Genomic DNA, 18072 nt, shown 5'->3' with positions numbered 1-18072 from the left:
GCCATTCCTCATCAGGTGTCGAAGCGGTACTGCGATAGAGGCATGCTGCGAATTCGTTGACCGGTCAGTCGCGAGACGGCGTTAGCAACCGCCGGTGCCACCGCAGGCAGAGGCGGTTCGCCGATTCCGCCCATTGGCGCGCCACTTTCAACCACGCGGACATGGACCCTGGCCATCATCTCCGGTGTGAGAATGCGGTAGAGGTCGTAATTGCGCGCTACCGGCGTGCCACCTTTGTAGATGGCTTGTTCGATCAGGGTTTGAGACAAACCGAGGGCCACGGCTGAGTTGACCTGAGCCTCGATGATGGCGGGATTGACGATGCTACCCGGATCGATTGCCTGCCAGATATCGTGAACCTTCACGGCTCCGTTGCTGATGGAAACCTCTGCGATCACCGCCGTTTCGGTACCAAATGGCGATGCCATTGCAACGCCTCTCGCTCGCTTGGTGCCGTCTTGCGCCGTGAACGGCCCTCGTTTCCACCCCCCGGACAGGTCGGCCACTGTCTTGAGCAGGTGGCTTAACCGATCGTTGCCCTGCAGCAGCTTGGCCCGCAGCTCATAGGGGTCTTGACCGCCGGCATCCGCCACTTCATCCAGAAAAGCTTCATACATAAAGTCATTGATGGAGTTCCCGACTGAACGCCAGTAGCCCAGCATCACGGGGGTCTGCGAGTACAGTTGAGCGATCCGACGATGCGCAATGGCGTATTTTTTACCGGCCAGGCCCTCGACGGCGGTCGGGTCGATTTTGTCTCCTTGTTTGTTAGCGATACCCTCGGTTGGCCCTTCCGTGGCACTAATTGCTTCAAAGGCCACCGGTATGCCCTGTTCATCCAGGCCGGCGCGAAAGCGCACTACGGCGGAAGGACGAAGCACGTCACGCAAAAATTCTTCCTCGCGACTCCAGATCACCTTGATCGGTCGACCTGTGGATTGAGCCAGCTGGATAGCCTGAGGGTAAGGTGATGCATTCGGGTATAAAAAATGCCGGCCGAAAAAGCCACCCAGCAGCGGAGAGTGGAGAGTGATTTTGGAAGGGTCCAGACCGGTGCGCTTGGCGACGTCGGCCAAAAACAAATCCGGGGCCTGGTTCGGCAGCCACAAATCGAGATTGCCTTCAGCCCCGAAGCGCGCCAGGGCCGAGGGCGGCTCCAACTGGGCGTGGTTGAGGTATTGGGTATGATAAGTCGCGCTGACGATTTTCTTGGCGCCGGCCAGCCCTTGCTGCAGGTCGCCCTCACGTTCGGCCTCATCCCCAGCGTCGGTGGTTTTACTCAGTTGCTCCGCATAGGCCTGGGTGTCGAAATTAGCCGGCATGTAGCGCACGGTTGAATCGCCACCCGGCTCCGTCCACTCCACTTGCAGAGCCTCGACGGCACGCTTGGCCACCCACCAGCGTTGCGCAACCACCGCCACTGCCCCTTCAAGACGGTGCACCGAATGCACGCCTTTGAGGTTTCTGATCTGATCCTCGTTGCGCACCAGCCCCACTTGCAGACCCAGGCGCGGCGCATGCTGTACCGCGGCGTGGAGCATGCCTTCGACACGAGTATCGATGGTGTATTGCGCCTTACCAGTGGATTTGTCGTAGACGTCTATTCGCTGGACCGGCTTACCGATCCAGCGGAATGTGGCAGGGTCGCGCAGAGTAACGGTTTGCGGATCGGGAATGGGCAAATCGAGCGTTAGCGGCGCGAGTTCACCGTAGGTGATCGATCGATTGGAAGCGGCATGAATGACCCGCCCTGGCTCGGTAGTTAGCTGCGCCAGAGGCACCTTCCAGTGGGAAGACGCGGCCTGCAATAGCATCAGGCGCGCCGATGCGCCCAGTCGGCGCATGGTCATGTAGCTCGCGCGCATCGACCGGCTACCACCCGTGAAGCGCATGCCACCTTCCATGACTTTGAAGTCACTCCCGGGCGCCGCGTTCTCCACCAGAAAGCTGGCTGGATCTATATCGAGCTCCTCACCCACGACCTGTGCCATGCCCGTGAAAATACCCTGCCCACCCTCGATAAAGGGGCTCTGCAGGCGAACGGTATTATCCGGACGAATCTCCAGGAACGCCGGTACACGGGCGCCAGGCGGCAATGCCTGGGCACGCTCGGCAGCACGCAACGGGCCAAGGGGAATTCCGAAGCTGATAACAAGCGCACCCGCCGTGACGCCAGCCGATGCCTGCAAAAAACGGCGGCGAGAGACGTTCACAGGTTGCGCGTCGGAGAGTACGCCGCGCTCGGCGATTGAATCATCCAGTTTTGACATAGTGTTCCCCTGTGTTTGCATTCAATGCTCGGCCTGGCAGCAGACCAATCCCTGCTCCATTAAAGGTGGTCAGGATTAGCCGTCGGCATTGTCACCAGGCACGTCGCAGCTCAGTCGAATTGCGCGTGCTCAAGCACCAGCAAGCTCATCGACAGCAGTCTTGATCGCGTTATAAGTGCCGCAACGGCAGAGATTCGTCATGGCGGCAGCAATATCGGCTTGGGAAGGTTTGGGAATGCGCTGCAACAGCGCAGTGGCGGCCATTACCTGGCCAGACTGGCAATAGCCACACTGGGCGACTTGATGCTTGACCCAGGCGGCCACTACGCGTTTGCCCAACTCGTCGTCTTCAATGGCTTCGATTGTGCGAATCTGTTTGCCCTTTACACCTTCAACCGGTGTAACGCATGAGCGAAGCAGCACGCCGTCCACCATGACCGAACAGGCGCCGCATTGCGCCAAACCGCACCCGTACTTGGTTCCGGTCAGGCCGATATCGTCGCGAATCACCCATAACAATGGTGTATCCGCATCCGCCTCAACCTCATACACAGTGCCATTTACGTTGAGTTCCATTGTAAGAATGCCTCGATTGAAAACAGTGTGAAAAACCTGGCCGAGCACGACCTGCGGATAATCTTTGGCAACTGACCATTCGCAATAACAACAACTGCAACGTCGTTTTTTTAGACGAGCCTTACCCTACTGGGCTCGTCCGTGGCACAGCAAGCGAACCACGTGAGCAAGCTCGCAAGGTGCTATTAATCAGATGAATAAATACTCTCTTCAAACAGCAGGCGTGCCGCGCCAATCATCGGTGCGGCAGCGTTTGGTCTTGGATAGTCGTATCAGGCCTTCAACGACGGCAGTGCTGCGGCTTCCTCGTCAAAGCCATAGACCGATTTGATTTCCAGATACTCTTGCAACCCGAAAACACCCATCGAGCGGCCAATGCCGGATTCCTTGTAACCCCCCATAGGCGTCAGCGAGTTAGTCGGCGCACCGTTAAAACAAACACGCCCGGCACGCAGGCCGCTGGCGAACTCATACGCCTTGCGCCGGTCCCCACCGAATACATAGCCACCCAACCCATAAGGCGAGTCATTGGCTATTTCCAATGCCTGCGCCTCGGTGGAATAAGGCACCACCACCAAGACCGGCCCGAAAATCTCTTCCCGGCAAATAGTCATCTCCGGCGTCACATCGACGAACACGGTCGGACGGGTGAAAAAGCCACGTTCGAAGCCGTCGGGGCGCCCCAGTCCGCCAACAATCAGCCGTGCCCCCTCATCGATGCCCGACTGTATGTGACGCTGGATGCTGTTGAATTGTGCCCGGCTGACAATCGGCCCCATGGTCGTGGCGGGATCTCGCGGGTCTCCGAGACGGAATCGGTTTGCTTCGTCGACCAGAAACGGAATGATCTGCTCCACCTGGCTTTCATGCACCAGCATGCGACTCGGCGCGTGGCAGGATTGTCCAGTATTGAAGAAGCCGCGCTGAATGTTCCAGCGCGCGGCCTTTTCCAGATCGGCGTCTCGCAGCACGATATTCGCCGACTTCCCGCCCAGCTCCAGACACACGCGCTTGATGGTGCGTGCCGCTGCCTCGCCTACCTGCGCACCGGCACCGGTCGAGCCCGTGAAGGAAACCATGTCGACATCGGGATGCCTCGACATCGCCTCGCCAATCACTCGCCCCGAGCCGTTGAGCATGTTGAAAACGCCCTTGGGTACGCCCGCGGCATCCAGCACCTCTGTCAGCAAAATAGCGCTGACCGGAGAGTTGATACTGGACTTGGATACGACTGTACAACCGGCGGCCAGCGCATAGATCAGCTTGATGACGGTTGTCTGGATCGGCCAGTTCCAAGGCGAGATCAGTGCGCAGACACCCAGGGGTTCACGGCGAACGATCGTATTGCCAATTCGCGCCTCGAACTCGTACGTCTTCAACAGGTCGCGAGCGACCTTCATATGTTCGATTGGCCCCATGACCTGAGCACGGGCGCTGCAGGGAATACCCACCTCTTGCGCAATGGCCTGTACAAAATCATCGGCGCGCAATTCGTAGGCTTCGATGATACGGTTGATCAGGTCGTAACGCTCATCGAGGGAAGACTGCGAATAGCTTTTGAATGCACGCCGAGCTGCGGCCACGGCAGTGTCCACCTCTTCAACGGTCGCCATGGCGACCGTGGCAAACGCTTCTTCGGTAGTCGGATCAATCAATTCCTGGCGCTGGGAGGTCGCGGCCTCTACCCATTCACCGTCGATATAAAACTTCGCGTAATCGTGCATCTTGCTGGTGCCTCCAGTTGTTGTTATTCGGTGAGGATTTTCGTGACAGGTGGCAACACGGTACCCGCCGATTCAACCAACAGTTTCGACCGGCGAACTGCTTGCCCGGCGAGCCATTGCATCTTCACGAATCAGGTCGGCGGCTTTCACACCAATCATGATGGACGGCGCATTGGTGTTGCCCGACGTGATGAATGGCATGATCGAGGCATCCACCACCCGCAGTCGCTCGATACCGCGGACACGCAGTCGTTCGTCCACCACCGCCATCGCGTCGTTACCCATCTTGCAGGTGCCGCCCTGGTGGTGGGCCGAATTGCCGGTTTCGACCAGATAGTTGTAGATATCTTCATCGGTACGAATGTGGGGCCCCGGCAATTCTTCCGAAACCACGCGAGACTTGATGGGCTCGCTGTTCATGATTTTGCGTATCCAGCGCACACCACTGATCACGGCATTGATGTCGTAATCGCTGCTCAGGAAATTTGGTGTGTAATCGGCCGGGTCAGACGGGTTGGTTGAGCGCAGCGTCACTGTTCCCGTGGTGCTGGGACGCAACTGATAGACCGACACCCCGAGCCCGGGATGCTTTTCAACGTCAACCGTGCCGTCAGGGAAGTATTGAAAGGTCATGGGCCGAAAGCTGATTTGGAGATCAGCGTAGTCCTCGTCCGGGCTACTTTTAACAAACGCCGCGACCTGGGAAGAGCCAAGGGCAAGATACCCTTTGCGGGTCATCAGGTAACGGAAGCCTTCCCAGTACTTTCGCAGGCCTACGAGGTTGGCGTTGTACGAACTGTCTGGGGTGCAACGGAAGGCTGTGTGAATATAAAAATGATCCTGCAGGTTTTGCCCTACTCCTGGGGAATTCAGAACTTCGGGAATTGCGTGTTTTTCCAGTTCAGCCCTTGGGCCGATGCCGGACAACATCAGCATCTGCGGTGTCTTCAGCGAGCCTGCTGACAGAATCACTTCGCGCGCCGCATAGATACGCTCCAAACGGCCACTCTTCAAAACCTCTATACCGACAGCGGTACGCCCCTCGAATAAAACGCGCTGCAGCTCGCATCCGGTTCGAACCGTCAGGTTCGGCCGTTCAATGACAGGCTCGATAAATGCCCGGTAAGTCGACATCCGTTGCCCGTCCTGGATGTTGTGCTGCATGAAACCTACGCCATCGTGCAAGGCGCCGTTCATGTCCTCGGTCACCGGGATACCGATACGGTTAGCGGCCTCTATAAAATCGTAGCTACTCTTTTCTTTGACGACCGGATCACTGATCCATAGCGGACCATTCGCTCCGCGATATTCATCGCCGCCCCGCTCAAAGTGCTCCATCTTTTTGAAATACGGCAAGACATCTTCATACCCCCAGCCTGGGTTGCCCAAGGCACGCCAGCCGTCAAAATCTTTTTGGTGACCTCGGATGAATACCATGCCGTTGATGGAGCTGGATCCACCGAGCAATTTGCCCCTAGGCCAGTACATCCGACGCCCTTGAAGCTTCTCCATTGGCGAGGTGCGGAAATTCCAGTTCAATGACTTATTGAAATAGAGCTTGCCCATTCCCGCGGGCGTATTGACCCAGAAACGATCTGAAGCAGGTCCCGCCTCAATAAGCAGGACGTTGTTCCGGGGATCGTCAGACAAACCGCGCGCAACCGGACAGCCCGAAGAACCGGCACCGACAACGATGTAATCATAAATCTGCATGTACCCGCTCCTCCCGCTATTTCCCGACGCGGGAAGTGCCTTTGAACAACCTGTCAAAACGCTCGAAGCGATAAGCCCATTCGGGCCCCTGGTCCGTTTCGTAAGCCAACACTGCGGAGAGCATCGCGAAAGGCTCTATATAACGGGCAACCTTCAGAGCCCCAGCGTCCACCGGATCAAAGCCCACCTGACTGATAAGATCCGAAACTGTGGCTTTACTGGCTTCGTCCTCGCCACAGAAGATCAAACTGGGACGTAACGCCTCGCCCCTGGCCGCGAACACATCGAACAGAACTTCACTGGGCGTCGACTGGAAGGCCGCAACGACATGGGCCCCAGGTATCATCTGTGCCAGCGTTTCCGCACCGGAAATCGTGTGGCCGATGACAAGCTCGGTGTCCTCTTCGTTTAAAGGATTGCAGCAGGTCATGACGATTTTGCCGCTCAAGTCATCCACCTGGCTGAGGACGTCAGGCACTTGAAGCCAATGCACAGCCAGGAGGACCAAGTCAGCATTTAATGCCGCGTCTGCCGGTGTGCTGGCCTGTGCATTTTTACCTGCCGACGCAGCCAGATCGGAAAGTTTCTGCTGATTACGCGAGTAACTGAAGGAGACCTCATGGCCAACCCGGGCGAACATGGTGCCCAGATGACTGCCCATTCGGCCGGAGCCCAGGATTCCGATTCTCATGAAAGGCCTCTTGCTATTTTTTCGATTAAAAACACGGATGGCGTTCGGGTGAAAGGCTCGACGGCGAATAGAGGTATGATCCAAATTGATTAATCCCCTACACGATCGGCATGGCCAGCTCATGAACATAGATCCTTGGCGCGGGCGCTTGAGCTGATACAGTATTCGCCCCCACGCAGAGAATGATGAATGGCAAAGGAACACTACAGCGACCTGCTCGCGCTCATTGCAGTTGCACGAGAGCAAAGTTTCACGCGAGCGGCCTCCCAGCTGGGAATCTCTCAATCGATGCTCAGTCATAGCATCCAGAGACTGGAAGCTCGGGTCGGGGTACGTCTGCTCACTCGAACGACCCGCAGCGTATCCGTTACCGAGGCCGGTGAACGTCTGCTCAATACCGTTGAACCGCGGTTACGGGAAATCGAAACCGAACTGATCGCCGTGGCCGAACTTGGCGACACCCCCGCCGGTAACATTCGCATCACCGCAACCGACCATGTCATCGAAACGGTTCTTTGGCCGAAATTGGCGCAAGCCCTGCCGAAATACCCACAAATAAGTGTAGAAGTCGTTATCGACTATGGCTTGACGGACATCGTGGCCGACCATTTCGACTTTGGCATCCGGCTCGGGGACGGATTGGCAAACGGGATCGAAGCCGTTCGTATCGCTCCCGACATGCGTTTTGTAATGGTGGGCGCGCCGTCCTACATGGAGTCTCGTGCCATGCCCACCAGACCTCAGGACCTCATGGAACATGAATGTATAAATATGCGCCTGCCAACACGTGGAGGCCTGTACGCGTGGGAGCTGGAAAAAGACGGCCAGGAAATCAATACGAGAGTCAAAGGCAGGCTCGTATTCAATGGCATCAATCAGATTTTGGATGCCGCTGTATCGGGTTTCGGACTGGCCTATGTTCCCGAGGACATCGCCCATCCCCATCTGGTTGATGGCACCCTGGTCCCTGTCATGGAAGCCTGGTGGAGAACATTTCCGGGACTGCACCTTTACTACTCAAGCGAGCGCGAGAAGTCTCGGGCGATGCAGGTTCTAATCGATGAGTTACGGTACCCCGGATAGTCACCGACGCTCTGAGCCTCTTCCTTCTTCGCATCTGAAAGTGCCATGCAGGGGCACTCAGGGGCAGGTCCCGATCAGTAGAGACCGACTCATACCAATCACTAATGAGGTTGCCGCGCCGGGCATCGGCGCGGGCTTTACCGAACTTAGTTGTCGTACAGACCGGCGGCTTTCGCCCGCTGCACAGCCAGGTCAACCACCAGATCAAGCGCAGGCGTCTCGACATCAGCCAGCCGTGCGAGCTCCAGCGGGGCCCTGAGTATCGTGTCGACTTCCATTGAGCGCCCCAGCTCGAGGTCTTGAAGAATGCTTTGTTTATGCGTCGAAACGGCCAATCGACGAAGCCCCTCCTCGACATCTCCCGGGTCGCATCCCAGCTTCCGAGCAATCGAGGCAGCCTCGTTTGCCATAGCCTGGGCAGTTTTCGAAATTGCTGGGCTAGCCAGGGCTTGCTTCATCGTCGACGCAGTCAGAATGGCCAGCGATCCACCCGTCAGATTGATGACCAGCTTAGTCCAGATAGCGTCCCGTATCCTGTCGGTGACTTCAATTTCCAGCCCCCCTCTGATCAAACACTCGGCCAAAGCATCCAGGCGCGCATCCGATTTCCCATCCGGGCGCCCGAGAATGAGCCGGTTACGTGGATTTTCCGCCTTGATCACTCCCGGCGCGGTAACCGTGCAAGCGGTATAAGCGACCGCACCCACTACGCGCTCGGGGGCAATGGCAGCCGTCAGGAGCGATTGCGGATCGATCCGAGGAAGTGATGCCCCCTCAAGCATTCCTCCTTGGCCTTGCAGGTACCACCAGGGAATGCCATTCAAGGCGAACAACACCAACGTTTCATCGCCCAATAATGGCTTGATACCTGCCACAATCCCGGGAAGCGCTGGTGCCTTGACCGATACAACCACGACGTCCTGTCGACCCAGCGATGAGGGATCATCGGTGGCCACTGGCTGACTCACGAAAACGCCATCCTTTGTTTCCACGCGCAATCCATTTGCGCGGATAGCAGCCAAATGCTCTCCCCGAGCGACCAGAGAAACCTCGGCTCCCCCCTCAGCAAGTCTCGCTGCAATATGCCCGCCGACAGCGCCGGCTCCGTAAATGCAAACTTTCATTCTTCTGCTCCGCTGCACGCACTCCAGCGGGCGAATCAAGGCATCACGCACGGACGCCTTGAGTCACCCTACGTTCGTGCAGTACCGATAGTTGTTGAGGCTTAGCTGCAGATCAGCCGGGTTATGCAAACTGTTGGCGTTTCTGTATCGCCGCCGCGAGAAGAAATGAGATGTCGTTGCCGGTTGAAACATATCGTGCGCCCAACGCCACGAGCTCTTTGATCAAGTCGGGCCGGCTGCCCAACCCTCCTACACCGAGAACCTTATTGTTCGCCAGACAGGCATTCAACACGCGCCTGTAGGCGTTACGCACCAGTTCATGGTCCATCTCGCCAGACACACCGAGGGCGCTGCTGAGGTCGTTGGCCCCCACCAGCAGGATGTCGACGCCTTCTACTGCTGCGATTTCCTCAACCGCTTCAAGACCTTCCAACGATTCGATCATGGCAATAATCATCGTCGCGTCGTCGAGTTGCTGCGTAGCGTCTACTGCGGGCAGGGATCGATAGTGAAATTGCGGCGGCGCGCCGGCCACCGACCGTTCGCCCAGCGGGGCATGCTTGGCCGCTCGTACGATAGCCCTGGCATCTTCCGCCGACTGCACACTTGGAACAATGATGCCCAAGGCGCCGGAGTCAAGCACGCGCGCGATGAAGTGCGGGTCTGTGCTGGGCACGCGCACGAATGGAGTTACGTCCAGACCGAGACACGCCATGCATACTTGCCCAGCAGCTTCCAGGGAATAGCTGCTGTGTTCCATGTCGATGTAGATCGAATCGAAACCTGCCGTATAGGCAATGCTGGCGATGTCAAAGGTTCTGACGAGCCGAGATGTCATCGAATACACCGTCTCGCCCCTGGCGAGCTTTTCTTTGACCCCGTTTCTGAGTGACGCATTCGAAGCATTCATGTTTTTGTTCTCTGAAAAGATTCATAGGCAAGCACTGCACTATTGCCAGGGCTGTGCACAGTAGTGCCGTGGCCCTGGATGGAGCATGGGTATCAGGCCTTCAATGACGGTAGCGTCGCGGCCTCTTCTTCAAAGCCATAGACCGACTTGATTTCCAGGTACTCTTCCAACCCAAATACCCCCATCGAGCGACCGATTCCGGATTGCTTGTAACCCCCCATTGGGGTCAAAGAGTTAGTCGCCGCGCCATTGAAGCAAACACGCCCGGCCCGCAGGCCGCTGGCAAACTCATAGGCTTTGCGCCGGTCCCCGCCAAATACATAGCCACCCAATCCATAAGGCGAGTCATTGGCGATTTCCAGTGCCTGCGCCTCGGAGGAATAGGGCACCACCACCAGGACCGGTCCGAAAATCTCTTCGCGGCAAATACTCATGTCCGGCGTCACGTCGACAAACACGGTAGGGCGAGTGAAGAAGCCACGCTCAAAGCCTTCGGGGCGTCCCGGACCGCCAGCGATCAACCGTGCACCTTCATCGATTCCCGCCTGGATGTGACGCTGAATGCTATTGAATTGAGCCTGGCTGACAATCGGGCCCATCGTTGTGGAAGGATCACGCGGATCCCCTAGACGGAACTGGTTTGCTTCGTCAGCCAGGAACGGAATGATCTGCTCCACTTGGCTTTCATGCACCAGCATGCGGCTCGGTGCGTGGCACGATTGCCCCGTATTGAAGAAGCAACGCTGTACGTTCCAACGTGCGGCCTTTTCGAGATCGGCGTCTCGCAGCACGATATTCGCCGACTTCCCGCCCAGCTCCAGACACACGCGCTTGATGGTGCGTGCAGCTGCCTCGCCTACCTGCGCACCGGCACCGGTCGAGCCCGTGAAGGAAACCATGTCGACATCGGGATGCCTCGACATCGCCTCGCCAATCACTCGCCCCGAGCCGTTGAGCATGTTGAAAACGCCCTTGGGTACGCCCGCGGCATCCAGCACCTCTGTCAGCAAAATAGCGCTGACCGGAGAATTGATACTGGACTTGGACACGACCGTGCAACCAGCGGCCAACGCATAGATCAACTTGATGACGGTTGTCTGAATTGGCCAGTTCCACGGTGAGATCAGCGCACACACGCCCAGGGGTTCGCGGCGAACGATCGTGTTGCCAATCCGAGCTTCGAACTCATAGGTTTTCAGCAGGTCCCGAGCCACCTTCATGTGTTCGATTGGCCCCATGACCTGAGCCCGAGCGCTACGAGGAATACCCACCTCTTGCGCAATGGCCAGGACAAAATCATCGACGCGCAGTTCGTAGGCTTCGATGATGCGGTTGATCAGGTCGTAACGCTCATCGAGGGAAGACTGCGAGTAGCTTTTGAATGCCCGTCGAGCCGCGGCAACCGCGGTGTCCACCTCCTCAACGGTCGCCATGGCGACTGTCGCAAACACCTCTTCAGTGGTCGGGTCAATCAACTCCTGCCGATGGGGCGTTGCGGACTCTACCCATTCACCGTCGATATAGAACTTGGCGTAATCCTTCATCTTGCGGGTGCCTCCAACTGGTATGCGGCGAGCGTCTGGAATCAGCTGCTGTGGGTGTAGCCGCCATCACAGGCAATGGTCTGGCCGGTGATGAACGACGCCGCCGGGGTGGCCAGGAACAACATGATTCCGACAAGGTCGGTGGGCAGCATTCCACGGGAAATGCACTGCAAGGCTGCCGCGCGCTGACGCAGCTCAACTGTGGGATTGGCGACCCGCTCCACTTCCGTGGCAACGCTACCGGGACGAATGCAGTTCACAGTGATGCCGTGTGGTCCGAGCTCTCGAGCAAGCGAGTTGGTCATGCCGATCAGCGCCGATTTCGACGTGACGTAGTGCAGGTAATTCATCGTGCCGCGGGGCACGGCGTCTGAGGAAATATTGATGATTCGGCCGAATTTCGCGTCACGCATGGCCTGAGCAACGGCGCATACGCACAGATAGGTCCCAGTGATATTGACGTGCAGGACCTTCTGCCATTGTTGATATGGAATTTGATCGAACGCGCATTTTTCCAAGGCTGCGAAAATGGATGCATTGTTGATCAAGACGTCGATACGCCCATGAACCTTCAGGACCTGCGCGACCATGGCGTCAACCGAGGCCTTGTCACCCACGTCGACTTGCACTGCCAAGGCCTGACCACCCGCGACCTCAATTTCTTGCACGACCGAAGCCGCCTTGTCGAGATTCAGATCAGCGATAACCGGAAAGGCACCTGCCGCCGCGTACTGCCGGGCCAGTTCTCGGCCAATGCCCTGGCCCGCACCGGTGATGATCACAACCAGTTCCTTGACGCTGAAATCACGGGCCTGCAGCGGAACGCCGGAGTCGGCGGGGGCGTGGGTAATGGATGATTCGCTCATGTCTATTCCTGGATTGAATTTTTTGTGAGGCCACAGGGACCTTTTTTTAAGTTGTTGTGAGTCACGCTTGGCCCTGGCAGAACCCAAACATCCTGCTCGCCCTCAACCGCTGATCAAGGGGGCTGACCGGCAACTGCCCGCCCTCCCCCCAAAAGTCCCGGTCATCGACGATTGATGCAAAACGATGAAACCACCAACCTGCGAATAGAATTATGTCGAATTGTGGGATTTGTCAAGCCAATCGACATCCTAGGATTCCGACTAAAAAAGCTTTATTAACGTCCCTACTCCAGCTCATACCGCCTTTATAGAGCTCATCTCTACCGTGAAGCACCAATGAAAAAGCCGACAACGCCAGCTTGTCCTCCCGCCCAATTCAAAATTTGACCATATCTCACAGTGCGGGATATATTTAATCCGTGGTCACAAATCGATCTTGGGGTTCCCATCACTACACGGGCGCCGAAAAACATCCCGCTGACAGGATTGAATAATCCAGCCACGACCAACATTCAGTTAAACGAGGAATGAAAAATGCGAGTAGGCAAGGCTGCAGACACGAACAGTGAAATGGTTGGAACCATGCGTGAAGGCAAGCTCGCGCAAAAGCATCTGCTGTTTGGCGAAGACGGTTCACCCAACAACTACGACTTGAACATGGGTCGGGCTGGCTCCGGGGGCTGGAGAACGCCACGCCATCGTCATAATTTCGATCAGATCCGCTACGTCATCAAAGGCGTCCTGCCTTACGGCGAGAACCAGTTTCTCAAACAAGGCTGGGTGGGTTACTTCCCGGAAAGCGTTCCCTACGGTCCTCAAGATCGTTCCGAGGGGCTTGAGACGCTCGTGCTGCAACTCGGCGGCGCCAGCGGCTTCGGCTACCTGAGCGTCGCCCAGCGTGAAGCGACAAATGCGATCCTCAACGAGAAAGGCGAGTTCAGGAAAGGCCTTTACTACTGGAAGGATGAGAACGGCAACGAGCAAAGCATGGACGGCTCCGATGCCTGCTTCGAACATGCGACCGGGCGCAAATTGCAGTTCGCCGAGCCTCGCTATACCGATGTGATCGCAATGAACCCCGATGCCTTTGACTGGCTGCCAGAAGGTTCGGAAGGTGTCTCGGTCAAGTGGCTCGGCACCTTTACCGAACGAAACATGCGCATCGGTTTTGTTCGACTGGACGCAAACGCTGTGTTCGGGGCCGGCCAGCACCCTTCCCTCCAGGTTCTCTATCTCACAAAAGGCCGACTCGCCGTTGGCAATGATGAATATGGCCCTGAGACCGGCTTTGAATTGCTGGCAAACGAAGGTCCCGTCGCCATGCGCGCGCTCGAACCAACCGAGCTGCTTTGTGTGGTCTTCCCGCAATTCTAAAGACGATAGCCGCGCGGCTTGTGCTGTGAGCAGCTCGTAAACAGCGCTGCGGTCGGATAGGACTGCAAATAATTATTCAAGGGATACTCCAATGTCTAATGCAAACAATAAGATCACCCTCAACGACCCTGAGCTGCTGAGAAACCAGAACTACATCAACGGTCAGTGGGTGTCCGCCGATAGCGGTGCCGTGATTGAGGTACGCAATCCTTCGACAGGTGAGCTCGTAGGCACTGTCCCATCCATGGGCGCGGAAGAAACCCGCCGGGCAATCGAGGCCGCCGGAGCAGCGCTCCCGGCCTGGCGCGCCATGACTGCCAAGGCTCGTGGCGCAATCATTCGTCGAATCGGCGAACTGATGCTGATCCACAAAGACGACCTGGCTACCATCATGACGGCCGAGCAAGGCAAACCCTGGGCGGAAGCCAAGGGAGAGATCGAATATTCGGCTGGTTTCCTGGAGTGGTTTGCCGAGCAAGGGCGCCGCGTGTATGGCGAAACCATGCCTGGGCACGTGCCGGGCCGGCGTGTCTTGATCACCAAAGAGCCGATCGGGGTTTTCGCTGCGATCACGCCGTGGAATTTCCCGTCAGCGATGATCACCCGTAAAGCTGGCCCCGGCTGGTCGGCAGGCTGCACCGGGATTATTCGCCCCGCCTCGCAGACGCCTTTTTCTGCCCTTGCCATTGCAGCGCTCGCCGAGCGCGCCGGCATGCCCAAAGGCGTTTGTAATGTCATCACCGGCCCTTCAGGTGCGACCGGTGGCGAACTGACCGGCAACCCGATCGTACGCAAGCTGTCTTTCACCGGATCTACCGAAGTGGGCCGTGTGCTGCTGGAGCAATGCGCCAAGACCATCAAGAAAACATCCATGGAGCTCGGGGGCAATGCGCCTTTCATCGTTTTCGACGATGCGAACCTGGATGAGGCGGTCAAAGGCGTCATGGCGTCCAAGTTCCGTAACACCGGCCAAACCTGTGTATGTGCGAACCGCATTCTGGTTCAGGATGGCGTCTACGATGCCTTCACCGAAAAATTGAAAGTCGCCGTGGAAGCCTTGTTCGTGGCGGATGGCATGGAAGAGGGAGCCACCCAAGGACCGCTGATCAACCAGGCATCAGTGCTCAAGGTCGAACAGCACATCAACGATGCCCTGGCCAAAGGTGCATCGGTCATCACTGGTGGTGCCCGACACGCAAGGGGTGGCAACTTCTTCCAACCTACTGTGCTGGCCAATGTGCCGAAAGATGCGTTGATCTTCCGCGATGAGACCTTTGGCCCGGTCGCCCCGCTGTTCCGCTTCTCGACTGAAAAAGAAGCGATCGATCTAGCAAACGACACACCGTTTGGCCTGGCGAGCTACTTTTACGCCCGAGACCTGGGCCGCGTTTTCCGTGTGGCGGAAGCTTTGGAGTACGGCATCGTCGGTATCAACGAAGGCTTGATCTCCACCCCTGAAGTACCTTTTGGTGGTGTCAAGGAAAGCGGCCTGGGTCGGGAAGGCGGCCATAACGGTATCGAGGAATACCTCGAAATTAAATACATGGCGCTGGGCGGCCTGTAAGCCAATAGGCCTCGCCATTCTCTAAAAGCGCGGGCGCGTTATGCGCCCGAAGCCCTACGACGGCTATTTTGCTGACCACATATCAACCCTGCCAATTCGTGATGCGCGAAGGCTCATGTTCGCCTCGAAAACGCGTCACCTCAATCGCCAAACGCCTCCTACCCCCAGCTCGTCGTTGCCTTTGAGCTGCTCCTCCAAAAACTCACAGAAACCTTGTGCTGCCGGAGACATCGCACGTGTGCTTGAATGGTAAATACACACCTGCCTGGTGACTTCCGGCTGAACAATCGGCCGCATCGTCAACCCGAGTAGTCGGGCCAGTAATCCCACGTATGCCGGGCCCAGTGTGGCTGCCATGCCCTGTGCTGCAATCCCCAACGCCGTACTGACATTCTCAACAATGTCCACGGGGATGATTCGTCCTTGCTCGAACTGTCCCCCGTGAGTGAGCGCGACGGTGCGTTCATAGTCGCGACCCGCGACAACAAGCGGTTGATGCCTTAACTGGCTCCACGGAATGCTTTGATATCCCGCGAGCGGATGGCTTGCCGAGCACCACAGCACCCAGGGACTCTTGAAAAGATCCTTGCGCACAATGTCATCTCCCACCGGCTGATCTGCGCCGATAGCAAAATCGGCGTCTGCATTGCTCACCCTATCTACCAGGCCATCCACGGGTGCGTCGCGTATACGAATTACAAGCTTAGGCCGCGTCCGGGTGTACTCCTTGATCAACGCTGGAAGCACCGAACTGGCCATGATCAGTGGAGCTGCAATCCGAACGACACCTGAAGCCCTGTTGCAGATGTCGTCAGCGGCGTTCTGTGCCAATTGCATGTGTTTGAGAACGCTCGTGGCTGAAGGAAGAAACTCCCTACCTGCCGGGGAAAGGACGACGCTGCGCGTCGTTCGATCAAATAAACGAAGCTCTAGAGCCAACTCCAGATCACCTACCAACTGGCTGACCGCAGAACTTGAAAGACTCAGTTGCTCACCAGCTTTGCGAAAACTTCTTGCCTGCGCCACAGCAACGAACGCAGCCAGCTGACGCGGGGTGAAACGTGGATGCGGCATCGGGCGGCCCTTTGATTATCCAGTTTTGCTTAATGATAGTCCGTAATTCATTGCTTGTTGATTGTAAGTCTCACCGGCAGATTGAAGGCGCTCACTAAGCCCACGGACGGGCTGCACAGGTGCTCAAGGAAGGTCCCAATAACAATTTCCCCGAGTGAAAGCGCCACTATGTCAACGATCGATTTAAGCCATGAAATTGCGCGTCATGTCGCTAATACCCGCTATGAAAATCTACCTGCTGAAGCCATTGAGGCGGCCAAAAAATCCATTCTGGACACCTTGGGCGTCATCCTTGCCGGCAGCGGAATGGAGCCTGCAGTCCAAGGCGTAGCCGATATCGTGCTGAACGGCGGCGGACGTCCAGACTGCTCCGTCCTGGGATTCAACAGCAAAGTTCCTGCCCCGATGGCCGCCTTCGCCAACGGGGTAATGGCCCACTGCTTGGATTACGACAACCAGACCCCATGGGGTGCGCACCCTGACAGTTCCGTGGTACCTGCCGTTCTCGCCATCGCACAGCACAAGGGCGGTGTCAGCGGCATGGACCTGATCACTGCGGTAGCCCTGGGCGAGGACCTTTTCGTCCGGCTGCGATGCAACGTGCGCTGGAAGCAGGATTGGAACCTCTCCTCTGTCCTCGGAGTGTTTTCCGCCGCCGCAGCTGCGGGCCAGATTCTGGGACTGAATGCAAAACAACTTGCTCATGCCCTCGGCATTGCGAGCATGCAGTCTGCCGGGACAATGGAAGTCATCTTCGGTATCGGCAGTGATCTGCGCGGCATGTACGCAGGGTTCACAGCCCAAGGCGCAGTGCTTGCAGCGCTGATGGCGGAGCGAGGGATAACTGGAATCAACGATCTGTTCGAAGGCAAGGCCGGCATTTTCAACGTCTACTTCGGCGGCGAATATGATCGCGCCAAAATGGTTGAAGGACTGGGCAAGACATTTTTTGGCGCTTCGATGATCTACAAAGCCTGGCCTGCGGTCGGCAACGTGCATACCTATATTCACGCAGCGATTGAAATGATGCGTGAACATTCCCTCAAGGCCAGCGAGATCGAGCAGATCTACGCCTACGTGGGCGACTTCCATATGCGCATGTGCACTCCCCTCGACGTGCGCCGCGCCCCGAAAACTCTCGTGGATGCGAAATTCAGTCTTCCTTACTGCGTTGCCTTGGCCCTGGCACGCGGGGAAATCCGAATCAGCGATTTCAATTCGGCAGCCTTGGCCGATCCGGAAGTGCTCGCTTTAGCGCAAAAAATCGTTCCGATTGAGGACAGTGATCTGGACTGGAAAGTGACGATCCCCGATGGCCGCCTGGAAATCCTCATGCGCGACGGCCGACGGCTGCAACGCAAGGGCGACAACGTCCCGGGCAGCCCGGAAACGCCATTGCCCTGGGATCGACTGATTTCAAAATTCCGGGACTGCGCTTCGGTCGCTGCACATCCTGTGGCACCGGATGCCATCGATGCGGCTGTGCAGATGGCGCGAAATCTGGAGTCTTTGGACGACTGCGCCAAATTGCTGAACGCACTGAGCTAACCGCAAAGGCT

General features: G+C 57.2%; 14 protein-coding genes. 4 read left to right on the top strand and 10 right to left on the bottom strand.

Annotated elements, in window-relative coordinates; translation table 11 throughout:
* Window positions 1–11: 11 nt before the first annotated feature.
* From AC1RL4_RS00970 to AC1RL4_RS00950, 5 genes are all read right to left on the bottom strand, one after another.
* The gene (locus tag AC1RL4_RS00970; RefSeq protein WP_095973903.1) at window positions 12–2270 is read right to left on the bottom strand and encodes a xanthine dehydrogenase family protein molybdopterin-binding subunit; all 2259 of its coding nucleotides are present in this window, start codon (window positions 2268–2270) and stop codon (window positions 12–14) included.
* A gap of 129 nt (window positions 2271–2399) precedes the next feature.
* On the bottom strand, window positions 2400–2846 hold the full coding sequence (locus tag AC1RL4_RS00965; RefSeq protein WP_013692840.1) for a (2Fe-2S)-binding protein: 447 nt from the start codon (window positions 2844–2846) through the stop codon (window positions 2400–2402).
* A 272-nt stretch (window positions 2847–3118) separates the two neighbouring features.
* On the bottom strand, window positions 3119–4570 hold the full coding sequence (locus AC1RL4_RS00960; RefSeq protein WP_095973902.1) for an aldehyde dehydrogenase family protein: 1452 nt from the start codon (window positions 4568–4570) through the stop codon (window positions 3119–3121).
* Window positions 4571–4642: 72 nt separating this feature from the next.
* Complete coding sequence (locus AC1RL4_RS00955; RefSeq protein WP_095058174.1) at window positions 4643–6283, bottom strand: GMC family oxidoreductase; 1641 nt, start codon at window positions 6281–6283, stop codon at window positions 4643–4645.
* A 16-nt stretch (window positions 6284–6299) separates the two neighbouring features.
* Window positions 6300–6974: an NADPH-dependent F420 reductase gene (locus AC1RL4_RS00950; protein WP_048393001.1), complete on the bottom strand. Its 675-nt coding sequence runs from the start codon at window positions 6972–6974 to the stop codon at window positions 6300–6302.
* Between the two features lie 189 nt (window positions 6975–7163).
* On the opposite strand from AC1RL4_RS00950, the gene AC1RL4_RS00945 reads away from it, so the two are divergent.
* The gene (locus AC1RL4_RS00945; protein ID WP_048392999.1) at window positions 7164–8057 is read left to right on the top strand and encodes a LysR family transcriptional regulator; all 894 of its coding nucleotides are present in this window, start codon (window positions 7164–7166) and stop codon (window positions 8055–8057) included.
* 146 nt (window positions 8058–8203) lie between these two features.
* Here AC1RL4_RS00945 and AC1RL4_RS00940 read toward each other — a convergent pair whose 3' ends face one another.
* The 4 genes from AC1RL4_RS00940 to AC1RL4_RS00925 all read right to left on the bottom strand — a co-directional run bounded on the left by AC1RL4_RS00940 (window position 8204) and on the right by AC1RL4_RS00925 (window position 12501).
* A complete protein-coding gene (locus AC1RL4_RS00940; protein WP_095058173.1) occupies window positions 8204–9181 on the bottom strand; it encodes a ketopantoate reductase family protein in 978 nt (325 codons plus the stop codon).
* 121 nt (window positions 9182–9302) lie between these two features.
* Window positions 9303–10091: an HpcH/HpaI aldolase family protein gene (locus AC1RL4_RS00935; protein WP_048392996.1), complete on the bottom strand. Its 789-nt coding sequence runs from the start codon at window positions 10089–10091 to the stop codon at window positions 9303–9305.
* Window positions 10092–10183: 92 nt separating this feature from the next.
* Window positions 10184–11635, bottom strand: a complete 1452-nt coding sequence (locus AC1RL4_RS00930) for an aldehyde dehydrogenase family protein (protein WP_304575838.1) — start codon at window positions 11633–11635, stop codon at window positions 10184–10186.
* Between the two features lie 41 nt (window positions 11636–11676).
* Window positions 11677–12501: an SDR family NAD(P)-dependent oxidoreductase gene (locus tag AC1RL4_RS00925; protein ID WP_493118898.1), complete on the bottom strand. Its 825-nt coding sequence runs from the start codon at window positions 12499–12501 to the stop codon at window positions 11677–11679.
* A gap of 582 nt (window positions 12502–13083) precedes the next feature.
* On the opposite strand from AC1RL4_RS00925, the gene AC1RL4_RS00920 reads away from it, so the two are divergent.
* Both AC1RL4_RS00920 and AC1RL4_RS00915 read left to right on the top strand, forming a co-directional pair.
* Complete coding sequence (locus AC1RL4_RS00920) at window positions 13084–13875, top strand: hypothetical protein (protein ID WP_197679442.1); 792 nt, start codon at window positions 13084–13086, stop codon at window positions 13873–13875.
* A gap of 112 nt (window positions 13876–13987) precedes the next feature.
* Window positions 13988–15439, top strand: a complete 1452-nt coding sequence (locus AC1RL4_RS00915; RefSeq protein ID WP_197679452.1) for an NAD-dependent succinate-semialdehyde dehydrogenase — start codon at window positions 13988–13990, stop codon at window positions 15437–15439.
* Window positions 15440–15574: 135 nt separating this feature from the next.
* On the opposite strand, the gene AC1RL4_RS00910 is transcribed toward AC1RL4_RS00915, so the two are convergent.
* Window positions 15575–16513: a LysR family transcriptional regulator gene (locus AC1RL4_RS00910; RefSeq protein ID WP_095058170.1), complete on the bottom strand. Its 939-nt coding sequence runs from the start codon at window positions 16511–16513 to the stop codon at window positions 15575–15577.
* A gap of 168 nt (window positions 16514–16681) precedes the next feature.
* Here AC1RL4_RS00910 and AC1RL4_RS00905 point away from each other — a divergent pair, with 168 nt between their 5' ends.
* Entirely contained in the window at window positions 16682–18061 is a 1380-nt protein-coding gene (locus AC1RL4_RS00905; RefSeq protein WP_315865998.1) for an MmgE/PrpD family protein, read from the top strand.
* Window positions 18062–18072: the final 11 nt, after the last annotated feature.

It is taken from the genome of Pseudomonas sp. GW822-FHT07A10 (genome assembly GCF_058798795.1).
Note: the sequence above shows the minus strand (reverse complement) of the source record. Positions and strands in the feature narration are given on the sequence as shown.